Raw genomic sequence first — 18612 nt, forward strand, 5'->3', positions numbered from 1 at the left:
ATTTTCTACAAAACCTCAATATTAGATTTATCAGCTAAATTAGCGGTTGCATTTTTAGCATCAAAAATAACCTTAGTATTTTTTTGTACTAAGCTATAATCAAAACTACTATGATTTGCCCCTATAAAAACTAAATCAGCACTATTTAAATTACTAGTACTCAAATCTTTCAACCCAACTTTTTTAATATTTTTATACTTATATTCGTTAATATAAGGATCATAAAACTCAACATCCGCTCCCATAGACTCAAAAATATCTATTATTTTTAAAATAGGACTTTCTCTATAGTCATCAACATCATTTTTATAGGCTACACCTAACACTAATATTTTTGAACCATTTATAGGTTTTTTATATTTATTTAAAATTCGTGATACTCTTTCAACACAATACTCTGGCATCCGATCATTCACCATCATTGATGCTTCTATCATAGAGGTATGAAAACCAAACTCTCTAGCCTTCCAAGATAAATAATAAGGGTCTAATGGTATACAGTGCCCGCCTAATCCAGGACCAGGATAAAATGCTTGAAATCCAAATGGTTTAGTCTTAGCTGCTTCAATAACCTCCCAGTAATTTATACCCATCCTTTCACTAAGAATAGCCATTTCATTTGCTAAACCTATATTTATATTTCTATATGTATTTTCAAGTAGCTTTGTCATTTCAGCTACAGCTGTAGTAGATGTCACAAAAACATCACTTTCTAAAACCTGCTTATATACTTCAGAAATTAACTCTTTAGCATCTTCACCTATTGCTCCTACTACTTTAGGAGTATTTTTTGTTTTAAATTGTTTATTGCCTGGATCAACTCTCTCTGGTGAAAACCCCAAATAAAAATCATCCCCACATTTTAGACCTGAACCTTCTTCTAAAATTGGTTTTAATAGCTCTTCTGTAGTACCCGGATATGTTGTTGACTCAAGCACAACCATAGCTCCTTTCTTAAGGTATTTAGCTACAGCTCTTGCTGAATCCCTGACATAACTAATATCTGGCTGTTGGTAAGCATCTAATGGAGTAGGAACACATAGAGCTATAAAATCCACATCTTTTATAAAACTAAAATCCTTAGTTGCTCTTAACAGACCGCTTTTAACAACTTTTGATAAATCAGAGTCTATAATATCCCCAATATAATTCCTACCTTTATTAACTTGATCAACTTTCATATCTTGGACATCAAAACCTATAGTTTTAAAACCTACTAGAGCCTTTTCTACAGCTAATGGTAAGCCAACATAACCTAAACCAACAACACCTATGATTATTTCTTTAGACTTTATTCTCTTTAATAAACTACTTTTCATAATTATTTTTAACCATTTTAAGAATATTGTGCAACTTTTCGGCATGCTTTTTAAAATCAAAAGCTTTAGCCTGCTGTGAACTGTTCAAAAAATACTTTTCCTTTCCATGCTTATCCAATGAATATATTTGATTGATTGCTTTAACTATATTATTTATAGTAAATGGATATACATTAATTCCACACCCTCTTTCTTCTACAAAATTAAAATCTTTAACAGGATTTGTTAAAACTATTGGTTTAGCTGCCGCCAAATATTCAAATAGTTTATTCATTGAGATACCGTATTTATATAAGTTTGGTTTATCATCAATAATAATAATGTTTAAATCTGCTTTTGAAAGAATTGAAGGAATATATTTTTTTTCTACCCTTCCTTTAAACTCTATATTCTTTAACTTTTTTAATATACAGTCTTTCTTTAGCTTCTCTTCCTCAGACCCCTCGCCAAAAATAACTACTCTTACTTTTTCATCTTTAAGTTGTTCTGCAAGTTTAACAAGCTCTCTAATTTTATTGACCTTAGATATAGTGCCCGTATAAACAATCTTAAATAAGCTTGGATCATCTAAGTCTTTATCACTAAATACATATTTTTCTTTATTTTTATTAAATGTTTCTAAGCATACACCATTATTTATATAATAAATTTTTTCAAAATTTATATCACTATCCCAACCTTTGTCTATAATGTATTGTTTGCCGCCTTCTATAGTGAATACTATTGCAGATGCTTTTTTATAACACCATTTTTCTAACTTATATAAGGCTTTTATAATTAAATTTCTATTAGTCAAACGTGAATACTCAACTATCGACAATGGCCATAAATCCCTGACCTCACAAATACATGGGATTTTCATTTTTCTTGCTATATGCAAGCCAACATGAAGTGTTGATAATGGACCACTTGACGCGATAATAATATCTGTATCTTTAGGTATTATTTTTTTATAGGAAAAGAAAAGTTTAAAATAAAAATCTAAAACATTAAACCATCTTCGTTTAGACTGAATAGCTTTATACTTTAATGTATTAACAAAAATCCAATCATTATCATTATCATCTTTTAAAGTTCTTATTATCTTTTTATAAGTATTAACAATATAATCACTATGATGATCTACATTTGCACAAACTACTTTTACATTATGACCTTTTTTAGACAATTCCTTAGCAAAATAGTATTGACGTCCTCCTCTACCTTTATAAGCTCTAGTAGCATAGTGATCAATAATAACTATATTCATAATAAATTACTCTTATTACCTTTTAGTAAAATTTTGCCACTTAACCACATCTTGACACATATTATCTAGTGTTTTTTTTGTCTCAAAGCCTAGCTCTTCTTTTGCCTTTGAAACATCTGCAAACATTTTAGCTATATCTCCAGATCTTCTTTCAACTATCTCATAAGAGATTTCTTTCCCTAAAGCTTTTTCATAAGATTTAATTACTTCTAAAACACTAAAGCCTTTACCTGCACCTAAATTATATGCTCTACAACCTATCTTTTCATTCTGTAATTTTTCCAATGCAAGTATATGACCAATTGCCAAGTCCATAACATGTATATAGTCTCTTACGCCAGTTCCATCATCAGTTTCATAATCCCCACCAAAAACACTTAGCCTCTGACGAACACCGGATCCAACTTGTGCAATATATGGCATTAAATTATTTGGTATGCCTTCAGGATCTTCTCCTATTATTCCACTTTTATGAGCTCCCACTGGATTAAAATATCTTAAAAGAGCTATATTAAATTCTGGATAAGCATTTTGAATATCGTTAAGCATTCTTTCTATCATTAGTTTAGTCGCACCATAAGGACTTGTTGCACTTAAAGACATATCTTCTCTAAATGGTGGCTTATTATCAACGCCATATACAGTTGCTGATGAACTAAAGACTAAATTATTTATTTCGAACTCTTCCATCAACTCAATCAAATTCAAAGTCATATCAATATTATTTCTATAATATAATAAGGGCTTTTCAACGCTTTCACCAACTGCTTTCAATCCAGCAAAGTGAATAACTGAATCAATCTTATTCTCTATAAAAACTTTACTAAAAGCTACTTTATCAAGCATATTAAGTTTATAAAGCAAAAAATCTTTATATGTTATCTGCTTAATCCTATCTATAACTGATTCTTTACTATTTGAAAAATTATCAACAATAATAACTTTATAATTTCTTTCTAAAAGTTCAACAACGGTGTGACTACCTATAAAACCTGCCCCACCAGTAACAAGAACTGTCTTACTCATAAATATACCTTATACAATTTTTATCTATTTCTTCTTTGACTAATATTTGTTTTTCTTTTGGTTTTAAAAAACAAGATAATAGTTTCATAAAAATTACTCGACCTGTTTCTATTATTATTAATAGATCAAAAACTATATTCCATTTGCGAATATAAATTAAATCTAACTTTAATTTATTTTCTGGTAAAGTTTTATAACCAGTTAAAACTTGTGCATAACCTGTAATTCCTGCCTTTACTTTTGTCCTATATTTAAACTCTGGTGTATTTTTACTAAAAACTTCTATTAGCTCTTTTCTTTCAGGCCTTGGACCAACTACAGACATATCGCCTTTTAAAACATTAATAAATTGTGGTAACTCATCTAACCAGTATTTTCTAATAACTTTACCGACTTTAGTTATCCTATCATCATTATCTCCAGCCCAAATAGCACCTGTATTGTTCTCCGCTCCAACTTTCATACTACGAAATTTTACTAGCATAAAAGGTCTATCATCTTTAGTAATTCTTTCTTGAATAAAAAATGGATTTCTCCTATCTTCAATAAAAATAAATATCCCAACGATAAGCATTATAGGAAAAAATAAAACCAACATAATTAAGCTAAATAAAATATCAAAAAGGCGCTTAATAAAAATAGCCTCAAATGATAAGCCTAATCTTCTTATATTCATGGCTATACTATCTTCTAAAGGAATTAGAAAACTAGACCATACTGATATCTCATACTTTCTGGGAATAATAATTATATTTAGGTTTAACAAATTTAAATAAGTTATATCTTTTTCATTAAGAAAATTTAATGCCTTATCAGATATAAAAACTTGTCCTATAGCTTTAAGCTCTTGATCTAATGAATATCCATCTTTATCTGCAAAAAAATATTTAGCTACTTTTTCATTAGGTAATTTTATATTATTTACTTTAGTCCAAAGCCATTCTTTTTCATTTGTGGTACCAATGATTAAAATCTCATTATAAACTCTATTTCTAGAAATATTTCTAAAAATAAACCTTAATGGTATTAATAAAACTAACTGAATGAAAAAACCAAATATTATTAGACTTCTTGGAAAAGCAAAGCTCCTTGTAAAAAAAGCTGTAGACATTATAAAAATACTAATCATTAAACAGCATAGAAGTATTTTAAGAACATTTATTGATTTAGACGATCTAATACTACTAGTATATTCAGCTCCAAAAAAAACTATAAAACTCAATGCACATATAAATAATGTTAAAAAATAAAATGAGCTAAAATTTGTAACTTGATAATTTAAAAAATATAAAGGTAAAAAATAACTAAGTAGAACAATGCCAACTGCAAAAATAATCTCTATACTTTTTAAAAAATTATTCATATTAATCAACTTGTAATAAATTATTTCTCATAGCTAAAATAGTCTTTTCATAACTCTCAGAGTTAAAAATTGCTGATCCTGCAACAAAAGCATCTACTCCACAAGAAGCTATCTTTGCAATATTTTCAGGATTAACTCCTCCGTCAATTTCAAGTAAAATATTCTTATTTATACTTTTCATCCATTGAGATACTTCTTTTGCTTTATCTAATATTGCTGGAATAAACTTTTGTCCACCAAAACCTGGGTTTACAGACATTAACAAAATTCTATCTAATTTATCTACAACATATTTTAAGCTATCCAAACTTGTAGCAGGATTTAAAGCCAAGCCTGCTTGAATATTATAAGACTTAATTAACTGTAAGCTTCTATCTATATGCTCACTAGCTTCAGGATGAAATACTATACTAGTAGCTCCTGCTTCTGCAAAACTTTCTATTAAAGAGTCTACAGGTTTAACCATTAGATGAACATCCATCCCTGCTTTAATACCATAATCTCTTAATGATTTAAGTATCATTGGTCCAAATGTTAGATTAGGAACATAGTGATTATCCATAACATCAAAATGAATATTATCTGCCCCAGCCTCTAAAACAGCTTTAACATCATCACCTAGTTTTGCTAAATTTGCTGAAAGTATTGAAGGATTTATTTGAAAAAATCTCATTATAAAATTAATTTAATTGAGTTAATTAACTTAGAATTCTATCATATTCGTGATTAAGATTTGAGTATATAAGTAACTTTTATATAATATTAAATATGTGAGTATCATCTATTATTCACTTTTCAGGAGATATTAAAATGAATAGTCATATCAAGAATGCTATAGAAACTTTTGATTTAGAAATTAGAACTTTAGAAAATTTAAAAAAATCAATTGATGGAAACTTTGAAAAAGCTTGTGATTTAATATTGACACACAATAAAGAAAAAGGTCGTGTTATTGTAACAGGAATGGGAAAGTCTGGTCATATAGGAAAAAAGATTGCAGCAACACTTGCAAGTACAGGAACACCAGCTTTTTTTGTACACCCTGGAGAGGCTGGGCATGGTGACTTTGGAATGATTACAAGTAATGATGTTCTAATAACTATTTCTAATTCAGGAACTTCTTCTGAAATAATGGGGTTAATGCCTATGCTAAAACATCTTAAGATTCCTATAATTACAATAACAAGTAATCCTAACTCTATAATGTCAAACAATAGTACTATAACCCTTAATCTAAATGTAGAGAAAGAAGCATGTCCTCACAACCTAGCTCCAACTTGTAGTACAACAGCCACTTTGGTTTTAGGAGATGCTCTAGCTATAGCATTACTTAAAGCCAAAAATTTTACTGCAAAAGATTTTGCATTCTCCCATCCAAGTGGTGCTTTAGGTAAAAAACTAATTCTTAAAGTTGAAGACATAATGAGAAAAGACTCAGAAATTCCTATAGTTAAACCTACAGACTCAATTAGAGATGCTATATTAGAAATAAGTAAAAAAGGTATAGGCCACACTCTAATCTCTGAAAATAGCAAACTACTCGGTATATTCACAGATGGTGACTTGAGAAGAATATTTGAAACAACTAATTTTAGTAGTCAAGCAGCTATAAATACAGTCATGAAAGAAAATCCTAAAACCATCTATCAAGATGATATGGCTATTTTTGCTTTAGAAAAAATGGAAACCCATAAAATTACTAGCCTTGCTGTAGTAAATAAAGAAAATTCTATCTTAGGTGTAATCACTTTACATGACTTAGTTAAATTAGGCCTAAAATAATAAAGATTTATTTGAAAGAAAAATTAAATTGATTATTAAAGAACGTTACCCATTAATACACTATGATAACCAGCATCTACGTGAATATTCTCACCCGTAATACCAGAAGCCATATCTGAACATAAAAATGCAACCGTATTACCAACTTCCATAATATCAACATTCTTTTTAAGCGGTGATACTGTAGCATTGTAATCAAGCATTTTCTTAAAGTTAGATATTCCTGATGCTGCTAAAGTTTTGATAGGACCAGCTGATACACAGTTCACATTAATTCCATCTTCACCTAACGCTAATGCTGTATATCTCATAGTAGCTTCTAAAGATGCCTTAGCAACACCCATAGTGTTATAACTAGGCATAGCTTTTTCAGCACCAATATATGTAAGACCAACAATCGAAGCTTTTCTACCTTTCATCATCGCTCTACCTTCTTTAGCTAATGCTGCAAAAGAATATGCGCTAATATCATGAGCAATTGCGAAACCTTCACGAGTAACACAGTCGATAAAGTTACCTTCTAGTTGGTCACGAGGAGCAAAAGCAATAGAGTGTATAAGACCATCAAGACCATCCCAAACTTTAGCTAACTCTACAAATAAGTTCTTAATTTCTTCATCAGAAGTAACATCACAAGGAAGAACAGCTGCAGGATTAAATTCAGCCGCAATCTTTTCTACTCTTTCTTTAAACTGGCCAACGTATGTAAAAACAAGCTCAGCACCTTCTCTATGTAAAGCAGTTGCTATACCATAAGCAATCGATTTATTACTTAGAAGACCTGTAACTAATATTTTTTTACCTTTTAGAAAACCCATGTTATTCTCCTTTTTGGATTTATTAAAACTTTTTAGCAGTAAAAACCCATGTAAGGTATAATTACTACGACGCATATAAAGAACATTATAAATAATACTATTTTAAAAATCACTATTTAATCTTTATTGAGGCTATAGAGAAAATGAGTACTAATTATAAAAAAAAGAAGGTTATCACAGATCCTAGAGGTGAAGTAAGCTTTGATAGAGCAAAAGCAGCATGGGATATTATGAAAATAACTTCTGAATTAGTTGAAGGCTATGAAAGACTAGATAATATCACTCCTGCCGTAAGTATTTTTGGATCTGCTAGATTAAGAGAAGGAGACAAACACTATGATGCTACAAAAAAACTAGCAAATAGGCTCTCTCAAGAAGGCTTCTCTGTTATTACTGGCGGCGGACCTGGAATAATGGAAGCTGCTAATAAAGGTGCTTATGAAGGAAGCTCAATTAGCGTTGGTCTAAATATAACCCTGCCTCATGAGCAAAGAGCAAATAATTATCAAGATGCTTCTTTATTTTATAGATATTTCTTCACTCGCAAAGCAATGTTTGTTAAACATTCTATGGCTTATGTTGTTATGCCTGGAGGATTTGGAACTTTAGACGAACTATTTGATATTACAACTCTAGTACAAACAAAGAAAAAAGCATATATGCCAATTATACTTTTTGGAAAAGATTTCTGGGAAGGATTATTAGATTGGATTAATACTGTAATGATTGATAAAGGTGTAATAAATAATGAAGATAGAATGCTATTGCATTTAGTAGATGACATAGATGAAGCTTGTGAGATTATAGAGTTACACTATAAAAATACATATCACTCCCAAGATCACTGCAAAATTGTATTTTAAGGAAAACATGGATATTAATACTGTTTCATCAACAATAATAACAAATGCTTTACCAATTATTACAGTATTTACTGTTCTTATTCACATTTTTTGTGGATTGAGTATTGCAAAAGATATACCCAAAGTTTTAGATAAAAGACTAACTACAATTTTACTACCAAAGAATATATGGATATTAGTTGGTTTAGTCTTTGGTATTTGGGGTATATTAATATATTGGTTAATCCACCACTCAAATATCTCTAAAGGTTAAATCTCATTTATAAATATGTCCTTTCGCTCAAGTGCAAAGCTTGTAAAATCCCTATATATCTTCTACTATAGGCAATAAGCTTATAAAAATAAATTTCATATGAAAATAGCAGTTATAATTAATAAAGACTGTCGCAACTATAAAAAAAATAAAGACTTAATTAAAGAATTTGAAAATAATATCTCTTGTGACAAATTCATAATCAAAGCAAAAGATCTTGTTTCTACATTAAAAAAAGCTCAAATATACCCTATCGTTATTATAGGCGGCGGAGATGGCACTATTCATACTGCTGTACAATACATCAAACCTGAGCAGGTTTTAGGTGTCTTACCTATTGGAACATTAAATCATTTTATTAAAGATGCACATTTACCTCAAACAGTACAAGAATTAATAAAAAGTATTAAAGCAAATAGAATAAAGAATATTGATTTAGTCTCTATTAACAATGAAAAAGTCATAAATAATATTTCTTTTGGTTTCTATCCTTACTTTGTAAAAAAAAGAGAAAAAATAGAAAAATCTATAGGGAAATTGCTTGCATATTTTCCAGCTTTTTTCCGACACCTATTAAGACATAAACCTTTGAATCTCAACTTAGAATATAATTCAAATAATTCAGACATAACTACACACTCTTTAATTATAAGTAATACTCCATACGAGATTAGTTTTCCAGTATCTATTGTTAGAGATGATTTAACCTCAGAGACTATGGGTATATACTATATAAATACTTTAAAAAATGTATTTCAAGCAAGCTCTGATAAAAGCTTCTGGAAAGTTGAGCAGACAAACCATAGCATAAAAATAAAAACTAAATCTAAACACAATATAATAAAGGTAGGGATAGATGGAGAAGTTATTACCCTGAAATCTCCATTAAATATTTCTATCCTTCCTAAAGCATTAAAGGTATTTTACTAAGCATGAAAATATTACATATTTCTGACCTACACTTTGGCTATCATGATGAGCATCTCATTCAAAATTTTAAGAAATTTACTAGAATAGAAAATCCAGATTTAATAATAATTACTGGTGACTTAACACATCGTGCTAAAACTGATCAATTTGAAGATGCTAAGGAGTTTATTAAGGATTTGCCTTGCAAAACTCTTTGTATACCTGGTAATCATGATGTTCCTTTATATAGAGTAGATAAGCGTCTTTTCTCTCCTTTTTCAAAATATAAAAATATTATGAATCTTCCAAAAGAAATTTCTTTTGAAAATGATCTAGTTAATCTAATTGGTTTAAACTCCGTTAATCCAAGATCTGTAAAGAAAGGAAAGCTAACTAGTCTCCAACTTGAACGTATAGATAATTATTTCAGTAATGAAAATAAATGGAATATATTAATGTTTCATCACAACATATCTAAAATTGAAGATCTTCATAATCCACTACATTCTTCTAAAGACTTGATAGAAATTGCTAAAGATCGCCCTATTCATATTATTTGTACAGGACATCTACACTATAGTCATGTAACCCCAATAGATGAAAAATTTCCAATAATTGCACATGCCGGATCTCTTTCATGCAAAAGAAAGAATGATAATTATAATAGTTTTTTTAGCTTTGATGTTGATTTAAAAAACTTAAAAATAACTAAACATATCTATAAAGAAGATAATTTTATAAAAGACGCTTATTGGGAATTCTCAAAATAAGATTATGCAGCGATAGCTAATAAATCTTCTCTAATAATATTTAACAATCCATCCTCACCAAGACAATGTCCAAGACCTTTTATAATTTGTATATTTTCAAATCCTTTCTCGAAATATTTATTATCTGTAACAATATCTAATTCAGCTAGCATAACTCTAATTCTAGGATCAAATTTACCCATAGAACCATTTAAAAGCATTAGAATATGACAACCAAAAAAATCTTTAGGCGCTGATTTCAATAAAATACGCACCGATTTTGAATGTAAAAAGAAAGGAGTAATCATACATAACTTACTAAAATGCCTTTCTTCAATTATTGAAGTTATACATGAGGACATAGATACTACATATATATAATCATAATTATCAAAATTATGTTCTGACAATATTTGCTTTAGTCTTTTTCTAACCAAGATAGGTTTGCCTATATGAACAACTGTAAGGTTAATTTTTTTATTATTTACATCAATAGTTTGTTTAAAAGAATTTTCACTACTATATCCTCTAATAACTAAAATATTCATCTTGCTTTTCTTACCCTTGAAATTAATTTATCTTACTTTCTCATCTATTAATTCTATTTGGTATCCATCAGGATCTTTTATAAAAGCTATTACTGATGTTCCACCTTTAACTGGACCTGCTTCTCTAGTAACTATACCGCCCTTTGCTTTTATTTCATCACAGGTTTTGTATACATCATTAACTTCCATACATAAATGTCCAAAAGCATTACCATGATCATACTCATGAGCCTCCCAATTATAAGTAAGCTCTAAAGCAGTATTTTCATTTATATCTCCGTATCCCAGAAATACTAAAGTATATTTATATTGTGGATTATCAGATTTTTTAAGAACTTTCATCCCTAATACGTTTGTATAGAAATCTATAGATTTATCTAAATCTTTAACCCTCAACATTGTGTGTGCAAATCTCATCTTTATTTCTCCTTCAAATTTGTCATTAAAGCAGGTTTTTGCTATATTATAGCAGATTTTAACTCCCCTGTTCGCAATACCTCCAGGGTTAACAAAACTAAGGATTCTAGAAGTGACAAACTTTGAACTGCTTTTTCTATATACGATTATAGATTTCTTTATAGCGTTTTTAGCATATCGCCTATTTGGCAAAAAAGGACTTATTGTTTTTATAATTATTAGTGTTATTGCAGCAAATATACAAGTAAACAAAGGGATTGACTACTCTGTTTTTGGATATACATTTTCAGCTACGATGGGGAATGTAATGTTTGGTGGAATATTTTTAGCTAATGATTTACTTAATGAAAAATATGGAAAAGATGAAGCTAGAAAAGCCGTATTTATTTCAATATTTGCAGGGCTCTCCTTTGTTGCATTAATGTGTTTTTCAACTTTTTATCAAAGTATAACCTCTGATGAATACTATAAAAACACTAATGAAGCTATGGATTTATTTTTTTCCATTAATGGAGGAGCTCTAAAAGCTATTATAATAGGTAACTTAGTCTATCTAATTTCTCAGCTTTTTGATGTATTTATTTACGCAAGATTTAAAAGCTATAACTCAGATTTAAAGTGGCTTTGGTTAAGAAATAGTGGCTCTACTGCCATTTCACAGCTTATTGATACAACACTTATAACATATGGATTTGCTTTTGCTGGAATTATCCCAATGGAATATGCTTTAGAAATGGTCTTTACTACTCTGCTTATAAAATATATTGTGACAGCCATTAACTCGCCTCTTTTTTATCTAATAGCCTATGTTAAACCTAGTAAGAAATTTATTTAGAACTGAATTAAATCTAACTCTTTTAAAGCATGAAATATTCCATCTTCAAAATTGCTCTTAGTTATTAACGATGCTTTTGCTTTTAACTTGTCAGAAGCATTATCCATAGCAATACCACAATCAACTTTATCAAACATTTCTAAATCATTATTACCATCGCCAAAAGCATAAGTTTTATATCCTTCTAGACCTAGATGTTCTATCACTTTAGATATTCCATCTGCTTTTGTATGATTCTCAAGATAACAATCAACATACCCACAAGAAAAGTGCTCAGCTACCACATATCCCTTACCTAGCGCTTTACGCAAAGCATCAAGATCAACATAGTCTGCCATTATCAATGCATTATAAATAATCGCATTATCTAGATTTTTAGCTTCAATAATTTTTTCTTTATTAACTATTACACTATTATAAAAATTCTTTAGCTCTTTTGACTCTAAACTCTCAACATAAGCTTTATCACCTTCAAACATCCATGGGTGATTATTTTGTTCACAGAAATCTAAAACTCTATTAATAGCTTCTTCTGGAAAAAGTTTCTCATAAACCAATTTATTATCAATTCTAACCACAGATCCATTAGCAGTAACAAATCCATCCATATCTAACTCATACACAGAATTTGGTACAAAGGCTTCAGTTCTACCAGTCGCTATAAAAGTTTTATGTCCTTTAGAGCGTAATTCATTAATGGCATCTATACTTTTTTTAGAAACAACTAGCTGTTTGTTTTCTGGATAAACTAGAGTTCCATCAATATCAAAGAAAAATGCTTTTTTCATATAATCAAAACCTCAATAAAACCTATACTACAACATTACTATCTTGTTCTAATATATTTTTTAACCAACAAAAAGACTCCTAATAATATAACTACTATATTTACGCTTAGCATTACATAGCTAGACAAGCTACTATAATTCACCATAAAAAATTCATTATAAACACTATATAATAGTACCATCATTTGGTAGAGCGCAAATATTAAAAGACCATCCCTATAATGTTTAGCAATTAGTATTAAACCAAATATACTCACAATATCCTCTAATACAAAAACTGCTGTAATGACTGGATCAGCCTTAAACATCGTATAATAGAAACCTTTTGCAATAAAGCACTCTAGCAATATACACATTAATACAAATAAAAATATCACAAATAACTTTTGTTTATTCTTTATACTCTCAAAATCTTTTTTATTATTTCTAATAAAATTAATATATCCAAATAGATAAATAGACATATATAAAGCAGTCTCTACTATTGTATACACCATATAATCATGCTGACCTTGCATATATAAGAATGCCAATATTACTGGAATGCTATTTGCTAAGACTAAAAATAACCATGCACTCTTCCTATTTAGAACAATATTAATAATAAATAAAAAAGGTAAAACAAAGCTTAGAATCCCTATTATATAGGCCATAAGTTTCCTTAATAAATCATATTACTAGAAATAATTTTCTCATATTTCAGATAATGATACTTTTATCAATCACCATTAACTATATTTCTTGAGTCATGTCCTATAGTTCTAGTAATATCTCTAGCTCCATGACCTATAGCATCACCCATGTCTTTAAAATTTTCTTTGATTGAACCATTATGTTTTTCAGTATCAGAACTACTACTAATACTAGAGCTGGAACTATCACTATCATTTGAGCATGATGCGAGCAATATTATCAATATAATAGATATACTTAATTTTATATATTTCATATAGATATTCCTTATGAATTTTGGATGAATTATAGCTATTAAACTATAATTTTGAAAGATTGATTAAAAATATAATTACTGAAATATTAGTATAGCTTTCTAAAAAAGAAACATAGCATCGCCATAGCTAAAAAACCTATACCTTTCTACTATTGCATGATGATATGCTTTCATAATATTTTCTTTACCTGCAAAAGCACTAACAAGCATTATTAGTGTAGATTTAGGTAAGTGAAAGTTTGTAATCATAGCATCTACAACATTAAACTTTTTTCCTGGATATAGAAAAATATCTGTCTCTCCTTGATAAGGTTGAATTTCACCATTTTGCCCAGCTGTTTCAAGTGAGCGTACAGAAGTTGTACCAATAGCTATTACTCTTCCACCATTTGCTTTTGTTTGGCGAATCTTCTCACAAACATCTTCTGGTACTGATATAACTTCTGAATGCATTTTGTGATTATTTACATCATCAACCTGTACTGGCTTAAATGTTCCAGAGCCTACATGTAGTGTTATATAAGCCGTATCAACACCTTTATTTTTTATTTGCTGCATTAACTCTTCTGAAAAATGAAGCCCCGCAGTTGGTGCAGCAACTGAACCAAGGTCTTTAGCATATACAGTTTGATAACGCTCCGCATCAAACTCTTCATCTTCACGCTTCATGTATGGAGGTAATGGAATATGCCCAAACTCTTCCATTAGCTGATAAATATTTTTATCACCTTGCAACTCAAGTAGATACATTCCACCATCTTTTTCTAGCACTTTAGCTAAAGTATCTTGAACATATATTTCGCTTCCAATAACTGGTGAACGATTTGCTTTAATATGTGTTTCAAATATTTTTGGCGTTTTTATTTTCTCTATTAGAAACTCTAATTTTGCACCAGTTGCCTTCTGACCATACAGCCTAGCTAACATCACCTTACTATTGTTAAAGACAAGTAAATCTTTAGAATTTATAAAATCTATAAAATCTGTAAATTTATGATCCACTATCTCGCCAGTCTGCTTATTTAACTTCAACAATTTACTAGCATCTCTATTTTCTAGAGGATAACTAGCAATTAGCTCTTCTGGTAATTTATAATCAAAATCATCTGTTTTCATTTAATAAAATTGTTTTTAAAAACTTTTGGGCAAAATATTACCATAACTTAAATAATTGATATAACAATTTAGGTCATTATCAACCTAATATGCTATTATCCGTAGATATAATAATTTAAATATAAATATTTATGTTATTCTCAGACTTACACGTAAGCCAAGATATTATAGAAATATTAGAAAATAAAAATATCAAAACACCTACAAATTCACAAATTTTAAGCTTTGAGAAAATTTTAACTGGAAATAATATTTGGCTAAAATCACCAACAGGTAGTGGTAAAACACTAGCTTATATTTTACCAATCATAAATAAATTATTAACAGATAAAAAACCTCTAACACAAGTTGTATTTTTTACACCCACTCATGAATTAGCTATTCAAATTAGTAATTTTATAAATGAGACTTTCTCAAATATAGGCATTAAATCATTAGCATTAATTGGTAAAGCATCGATAGATAGACAAAAAGAAAAGTTAAAGAAAAAACCAAATATTGTCGTTGGTTCTGTTGGGAGAATTCTAGAACTTATTGATCAAAAGAAACTAAAAGCCACTCATTTACAATACTGTATTATAGATGAAGCAGATCGTATGCTTGAAGATGATAGTTTAAGACTTTTGAAACAAATTATTTCTAAAACTACAAATCTACAATATATATTAGGTTCTGCTACTATCAAAAACCATGCCTTTGATATTGCTAATAGTTTTATAGAAAACCTAGAGCTTGTTGATAACTCAAAAGAAATAGAAACTATAGAGCATAGTTATATTACTGCTGATGGCAACCGTAAAACAGATACATTACGAAAGTTACTTAACAAAATATCTCCAGCTAAATCTATAGTATTCTTACATAGAAATAATGATGTAGATTTTGTCACAAAAAAGATAGATAAACTAGAATGTGGTGTTGGCTCTATTCATAGTGAACAAGATAAAATTGATAGAGCTAATACCATCAAAAAATTCAAAAATGGGCAGATTAAAGTTTTAGTTGCCTCTGATGTCGCAGCTAGAGGGCTCGATATTAATGATGTCGATTTTGTAATAAATTATGATATCCCATCCAAACCAGAAGACTATCAACATAGAGCTGGCAGAACAGGCCGTATGGGTAGATCTGGCAAAAGCATCCTTATAATTACAAAAATAGAATTTTCTTATATTGAAAAACTACAAAAAAAATTAAACATCAATATTAAGAATGAAGTTTTTAATAAAATATTATAAAACATCAATTATAAAGCTTGTTTAACTATAGTTTTCTTAACTAAATTATTTTTATTTACAAAATTTAGGCCAAATTTTCTCAAGCTACTAATGACACTATTATTACTAGCAAACACTTCTTTAAATGCTTTCATCAAATATATCATTTTTGTATTGTCTAATTTGCGTTGTCTTTGATACTTATCTAATGTCGATAAAGCACCTAATATTCTACCTTTTTCAAAAGCCTCACTTAGAACATCTACTAAAACTTGAACATCCTTAAAGCCTAAATTAATACCTTGTCCAGCTAAAGGATGTATAGTATGGCAAGCATCACCTACTAAGACTACCCTATCTTGGATATACTCTTTCGCATGTCTTTCAGCTAGAGGAAAACTAAATCTTTTAGAAAGAAGCTTCACTTCGCCTAGCATTCCATTAATAGCCTTAGAAAGCTCTTTTTGGAAATCACTATCATCTAAAGAATTAATATAGTCCACATATTCTGATTTTAATGACCAAACTATTGAAGCTCTTTTTTGATCTTCTAATGGTAGAAAAGCCAATACTCCCTTATCATAGAATCTTTGATATGCAGTAGCTTCATGAGATTTTTCTAACTCTAAAGTTGCTACAATAGCTGTGTGATCATAAGCTTTTACTTTTGTTGGAAAATTAAAATAATCCCTTACAAATGAGTTAGCTCCATCAGCTCCAACTAGTAAATTTGCTTCTATTTCTAAATCATCAAATTTTACTCTAACAGTATCTTTATATCTTTGTATTTCATTAATCTTAGAGTTTTCTAATATTTGTATATCTGTTGATCTAATTTTATTTAAAAGTGAGTCTACTATAAGCTGATTTTCTACAATATGTCCAAGGTTATGCTCTGATATTTCTTCAGCTGTAATGTTTATATATTCATCTGGAGTATCATCCCACACTCTCATCATATAATATGGAGAAACTCTTTCATCTTTTATAGAACTCCATACATCAAGCTCTTTAAGAAAATTTTGACTATTATGATTTATAGCACTAACTCGTGTCTCTACTCTATCATTAGATAACTTCTTAACAGGTATTTTACCAGCTTCTACTATTACTACTTGGATACCTTTATTGTATAAAGCTAATGCTAGTGACAAGCCAACCATACCAGCACCAATTATTACTACATCTTTTTGTAACATTACTCTACAACCTTTCTCATTAGTGTTGAGCCTTTACTAAATTTACCCATCATTAATTTACTAAATGTTTTTTTAGCTGTTTTACTTCTTTGTAATAAATGCAGCCCTGTATTTCTAAGTGTTTTTAAAGCAAAATTATCTGAAACAAATAGTTGTATAAAACTATGTGTAACTTTCACTGTCCTTTTATGATCAGATTTTCTGACATCTGCAAAATTTTGTAAAACATTTGTGAGCTTTTGTTTATCTGTTATATCTAAGTCTTTAAATAAATCATATAAACAGCCAATATCTCTGATACTTAAGTTTAAGCCCTGTCCAGAAACTGGATGAAGGAAATGTAAGGCATTTCCAAAAAATAAAACATTCTCTTTAAAAACCTTTTGTGACTGTACTAAATATAATGGAAAAACTATAGGTTTCGAAATATTAAGAAACTCTCCTAATCTATATCCAAACTTTTCTTGCACAAATCTTTTAAGCTCATTATCTGATAATTTAACTATAGGGTCTACCTTATCTCTATCTACAGTCCATACGCAAGCCATCTTATTATCATCTTTTGGTAAAAGTGCTAAAACCCCATCACCAATAAATCTTTCATAAGCTACACCTTGATGATCTAGTTCTATATCAATATCAAAAACTATAGCATCTTGCTTATAATCTTCATTATCCGCTAAAACACCAAGCTGTTTTCTAATGCTGGAATTAGCTCCATCACAAGCTATAAATAAATCAGCTTTAATTTTTTTTTGGTTATTTTCTGAATCTCTAATATTCAAAACATATTCATTTTGTTCGTCTGAAATTGATTCAACTGTAGTTAAAAATGCTTTTGTTATATTTTTAGTCTCAGATACCCTTTTCAGAGCAACTTCTAACAATAGTCTCATCTTAACAATATACCCTAGAAAAGGAAGGTTTTCTTCTTCAGCAGAAAGCTCTGCTCTACCATAATTTCCTTTATCAGATACATGTACTTTTTTTATCGGTTGAGAATCACCCTCTATTTCTGACCAGAGATTTAAGGCGTTTAAAATTGCTGTTGATGAATATGATAAGGCTAAACTTCTATTATCATTTTTTACTACTAACGCATCTTTCTCAATATGTAAAATTTGAAAACCTTGTTTAGCTAATGATAATGATGTTAGAAGACCAACAACTCCTCCACCAACAATAACAATATTATATTTATCTTTCATCACA

Annotated in this window: 21 protein-coding genes; 7 read left to right on the forward strand and 14 right to left on the reverse strand. The window is 29.3% G+C overall.

Annotated features, from left to right (window positions below):
• Positions 1-5: 5 nt before the first annotated feature.
• The 5 genes from DNK87_RS02340 to rpe are packed head-to-tail and all read right to left on the reverse strand — an operon-like array spanning position 6 to position 5630.
• Entirely contained in the window at positions 6-1319 is a 1314-nt protein-coding gene (locus tag DNK87_RS02340; RefSeq protein WP_119330390.1) for a nucleotide sugar dehydrogenase, read from the reverse strand.
• Positions 1309-2568, reverse strand: a complete 1260-nt coding sequence (locus DNK87_RS02345) for a glycosyltransferase family 4 protein (protein ID WP_119330389.1) — start codon at positions 2566-2568, stop codon at positions 1309-1311. Before DNK87_RS02345 ends, DNK87_RS02340 begins: the two co-directional genes overlap by 11 nt.
• A gap of 15 nt (positions 2569-2583) precedes the next feature.
• A complete protein-coding gene (galE, locus tag DNK87_RS02350) occupies positions 2584-3594 on the reverse strand; it encodes a UDP-glucose 4-epimerase GalE (RefSeq protein WP_119330388.1) in 1011 nt (336 codons plus the stop codon).
• Positions 3587-4957, reverse strand: a complete 1371-nt coding sequence (locus tag DNK87_RS02355) for a sugar transferase (protein ID WP_119330387.1) — start codon at positions 4955-4957, stop codon at positions 3587-3589. Before DNK87_RS02355 ends, galE begins: the two co-directional genes overlap by 8 nt.
• Position 4958: 1 nt before the next feature.
• Positions 4959-5630 carry a ribulose-phosphate 3-epimerase gene (gene rpe, locus DNK87_RS02360; protein ID WP_119330386.1) on the reverse strand — a complete coding sequence of 224 codons (672 nt, stop codon included), beginning with the start codon at positions 5628-5630 and terminating at the stop codon, positions 4959-4961.
• Positions 5631-5767: 137 nt separating this feature from the next.
• On the opposite strand from rpe, the gene DNK87_RS02365 reads away from it, so the two are divergent.
• Positions 5768-6739 carry a KpsF/GutQ family sugar-phosphate isomerase gene (locus DNK87_RS02365; RefSeq protein WP_119330385.1) on the forward strand — a complete coding sequence of 324 codons (972 nt, stop codon included), beginning with the start codon at positions 5768-5770 and terminating at the stop codon, positions 6737-6739.
• Positions 6740-6774: 35 nt separating this feature from the next.
• Here the strand turns inward: DNK87_RS02365 and DNK87_RS02370 are convergent, their stop codons facing one another.
• Entirely contained in the window at positions 6775-7557 is a 783-nt protein-coding gene (locus DNK87_RS02370) for an enoyl-ACP reductase FabI (protein ID WP_071664030.1), read from the reverse strand.
• A 143-nt stretch (positions 7558-7700) separates the two neighbouring features.
• Here DNK87_RS02370 and DNK87_RS02375 point away from each other — a divergent pair, with 143 nt between their 5' ends.
• The 4 genes from DNK87_RS02375 (at position 7701) to DNK87_RS02390 (ending at position 10352) form a co-directional block, all read left to right on the forward strand.
• On the forward strand, positions 7701-8420 hold the full coding sequence (locus tag DNK87_RS02375) for an LOG family protein (RefSeq protein ID WP_119330384.1): 720 nt from the start codon (positions 7701-7703) through the stop codon (positions 8418-8420).
• Between the two features lie 7 nt (positions 8421-8427).
• Complete coding sequence (locus tag DNK87_RS02380; protein WP_211360938.1) at positions 8428-8673, forward strand: hypothetical protein; 246 nt, start codon at positions 8428-8430, stop codon at positions 8671-8673.
• 99 nt (positions 8674-8772) lie between these two features.
• The gene (locus DNK87_RS02385; protein ID WP_119330382.1) at positions 8773-9603 is read left to right on the forward strand and encodes a diacylglycerol/lipid kinase family protein; all 831 of its coding nucleotides are present in this window, start codon (positions 8773-8775) and stop codon (positions 9601-9603) included.
• Between the two features lie 2 nt (positions 9604-9605).
• Positions 9606-10352: a metallophosphoesterase family protein gene (locus DNK87_RS02390; RefSeq protein ID WP_119330381.1), complete on the forward strand. Its 747-nt coding sequence runs from the start codon at positions 9606-9608 to the stop codon at positions 10350-10352.
• A gap of 2 nt (positions 10353-10354) precedes the next feature.
• On the opposite strand, the gene DNK87_RS02395 is transcribed toward DNK87_RS02390, so the two are convergent.
• Together DNK87_RS02395 and gloA are read right to left on the reverse strand one after the other, a co-directional pair.
• Positions 10355-10879 carry a hypothetical protein gene (locus DNK87_RS02395; protein WP_119330380.1) on the reverse strand — a complete coding sequence of 175 codons (525 nt, stop codon included), beginning with the start codon at positions 10877-10879 and terminating at the stop codon, positions 10355-10357.
• 27 nt (positions 10880-10906) lie between these two features.
• Positions 10907-11296, reverse strand: coding sequence for a lactoylglutathione lyase (gene gloA, locus DNK87_RS02400; RefSeq protein WP_119330379.1), 390 nt, complete (start codon positions 11294-11296; stop codon positions 10907-10909).
• 112 nt (positions 11297-11408) lie between these two features.
• On the opposite strand from gloA, the gene DNK87_RS02405 reads away from it, so the two are divergent.
• On the forward strand, positions 11409-12131 hold the full coding sequence (locus DNK87_RS02405) for a queuosine precursor transporter (RefSeq protein ID WP_119330378.1): 723 nt from the start codon (positions 11409-11411) through the stop codon (positions 12129-12131).
• Here the strand turns inward: DNK87_RS02405 and DNK87_RS02410 are convergent.
• The 4 genes from DNK87_RS02410 to queA all read right to left on the reverse strand — a co-directional run bounded on the left by DNK87_RS02410 (position 12128) and on the right by queA (position 14984).
• On the reverse strand, positions 12128-12919 hold the full coding sequence (locus tag DNK87_RS02410; protein WP_119330377.1) for a Cof-type HAD-IIB family hydrolase: 792 nt from the start codon (positions 12917-12919) through the stop codon (positions 12128-12130). The two genes, DNK87_RS02405 and DNK87_RS02410, sit on opposite strands and share 4 nt — an antisense overlap.
• Before the next feature lie 38 nt (positions 12920-12957).
• Complete coding sequence (locus tag DNK87_RS02415; protein WP_119330376.1) at positions 12958-13572, reverse strand: hypothetical protein; 615 nt, start codon at positions 13570-13572, stop codon at positions 12958-12960.
• Positions 13573-13637: 65 nt separating this feature from the next.
• A complete protein-coding gene (locus DNK87_RS02420) occupies positions 13638-13868 on the reverse strand; it encodes a hypothetical protein (RefSeq protein ID WP_119330375.1) in 231 nt (76 codons plus the stop codon).
• A 99-nt stretch (positions 13869-13967) separates the two neighbouring features.
• Complete coding sequence (queA, locus tag DNK87_RS02425) at positions 13968-14984, reverse strand: tRNA preQ1(34) S-adenosylmethionine ribosyltransferase-isomerase QueA (protein ID WP_119330374.1); 1017 nt, start codon at positions 14982-14984, stop codon at positions 13968-13970.
• A gap of 131 nt (positions 14985-15115) precedes the next feature.
• On the opposite strand from queA, the gene DNK87_RS02430 reads away from it, so the two are divergent.
• A complete protein-coding gene (locus DNK87_RS02430; protein WP_119330373.1) occupies positions 15116-16222 on the forward strand; it encodes a DEAD/DEAH box helicase in 1107 nt (368 codons plus the stop codon).
• Positions 16223-16230: 8 nt separating this feature from the next.
• Here DNK87_RS02430 and DNK87_RS02435 read toward each other — a convergent pair whose 3' ends face one another.
• Both DNK87_RS02435 and DNK87_RS02440 read right to left on the reverse strand, forming a co-directional pair.
• A complete protein-coding gene (locus DNK87_RS02435) occupies positions 16231-17400 on the reverse strand; it encodes a UbiH/UbiF/VisC/COQ6 family ubiquinone biosynthesis hydroxylase (protein ID WP_119330372.1) in 1170 nt (389 codons plus the stop codon).
• The gene (locus DNK87_RS02440; protein ID WP_119330371.1) at positions 17400-18608 is read right to left on the reverse strand and encodes an FAD-dependent monooxygenase; all 1209 of its coding nucleotides are present in this window, start codon (positions 18606-18608) and stop codon (positions 17400-17402) included. Before DNK87_RS02440 ends, DNK87_RS02435 begins: the two co-directional genes overlap by 1 nt.
• Positions 18609-18612: the final 4 nt, after the last annotated feature.

Origin of the sequence: Pseudofrancisella aestuarii (assembly GCF_003574475.2) — a bacterium.
Taxonomy (GTDB): domain Bacteria; phylum Pseudomonadota; class Gammaproteobacteria; order Francisellales; family Francisellaceae; genus Francisella; species Francisella aestuarii.

Excerpts from the sequence above, each read along its gene's own strand:
- rpe (WP_119330386.1), bottom strand. The coding sequence starts at position 5,630 with ATGAGATTTTTTCAAATAAATCCTTCAATACTTTCAGCAAATTTAGCA.
- DNK87_RS02370 (WP_071664030.1), bottom strand. The coding sequence starts at position 7,557 with ATGGGTTTTCTAAAAGGTAAAAAAATATTAGTTACAGGTCTTCTAAGT.
- DNK87_RS02345 (WP_119330389.1), bottom strand. The coding sequence starts at position 2,568 with ATGAATATAGTTATTATTGATCACTATGCTACTAGAGCTTATAAAGGT.
- DNK87_RS02410 (WP_119330377.1), bottom strand. The coding sequence starts at position 12,919 with ATGAAAAAAGCATTTTTCTTTGATATTGATGGAACTCTAGTTTATCCA.
- DNK87_RS02385 (WP_119330382.1), top strand. The coding sequence starts at position 8,773 with ATGAAAATAGCAGTTATAATTAATAAAGACTGTCGCAACTATAAAAAA.
- DNK87_RS02420 (WP_119330375.1), bottom strand. The coding sequence starts at position 13,868 with ATGAAATATATAAAATTAAGTATATCTATTATATTGATAATATTGCTC.
- DNK87_RS02395 (WP_119330380.1), bottom strand. The coding sequence starts at position 10,879 with ATGAATATTTTAGTTATTAGAGGATATAGTAGTGAAAATTCTTTTAAA.
- DNK87_RS02380 (WP_211360938.1), top strand. The coding sequence starts at position 8,428 with ATGGATATTAATACTGTTTCATCAACAATAATAACAAATGCTTTACCA.
- galE (WP_119330388.1), bottom strand. The coding sequence starts at position 3,594 with ATGAGTAAGACAGTTCTTGTTACTGGTGGGGCAGGTTTTATAGGTAGT.
- DNK87_RS02365 (WP_119330385.1), top strand. The coding sequence starts at position 5,768 with ATGAATAGTCATATCAAGAATGCTATAGAAACTTTTGATTTAGAAATT.
- DNK87_RS02375 (WP_119330384.1), top strand. The coding sequence starts at position 7,701 with ATGAGTACTAATTATAAAAAAAAGAAGGTTATCACAGATCCTAGAGGT.
- DNK87_RS02440 (WP_119330371.1), bottom strand. The coding sequence starts at position 18,608 with ATGAAAGATAAATATAATATTGTTATTGTTGGTGGAGGAGTTGTTGGT.
- DNK87_RS02435 (WP_119330372.1), bottom strand. The coding sequence starts at position 17,400 with ATGTTACAAAAAGATGTAGTAATAATTGGTGCTGGTATGGTTGGCTTG.
- DNK87_RS02430 (WP_119330373.1), top strand. The coding sequence starts at position 15,116 with ATGTTATTCTCAGACTTACACGTAAGCCAAGATATTATAGAAATATTA.
- queA (WP_119330374.1), bottom strand. The coding sequence starts at position 14,984 with ATGAAAACAGATGATTTTGATTATAAATTACCAGAAGAGCTAATTGCT.
- DNK87_RS02355 (WP_119330387.1), bottom strand. The coding sequence starts at position 4,957 with ATGAATAATTTTTTAAAAAGTATAGAGATTATTTTTGCAGTTGGCATT.
- DNK87_RS02390 (WP_119330381.1), top strand. The coding sequence starts at position 9,606 with ATGAAAATATTACATATTTCTGACCTACACTTTGGCTATCATGATGAG.
- DNK87_RS02415 (WP_119330376.1), bottom strand. The coding sequence starts at position 13,572 with ATGGCCTATATAATAGGGATTCTAAGCTTTGTTTTACCTTTTTTATTT.
- gloA (WP_119330379.1), bottom strand. The coding sequence starts at position 11,296 with ATGAGATTTGCACACACAATGTTGAGGGTTAAAGATTTAGATAAATCT.
- DNK87_RS02340 (WP_119330390.1), bottom strand. The coding sequence starts at position 1,319 with ATGAAAAGTAGTTTATTAAAGAGAATAAAGTCTAAAGAAATAATCATA.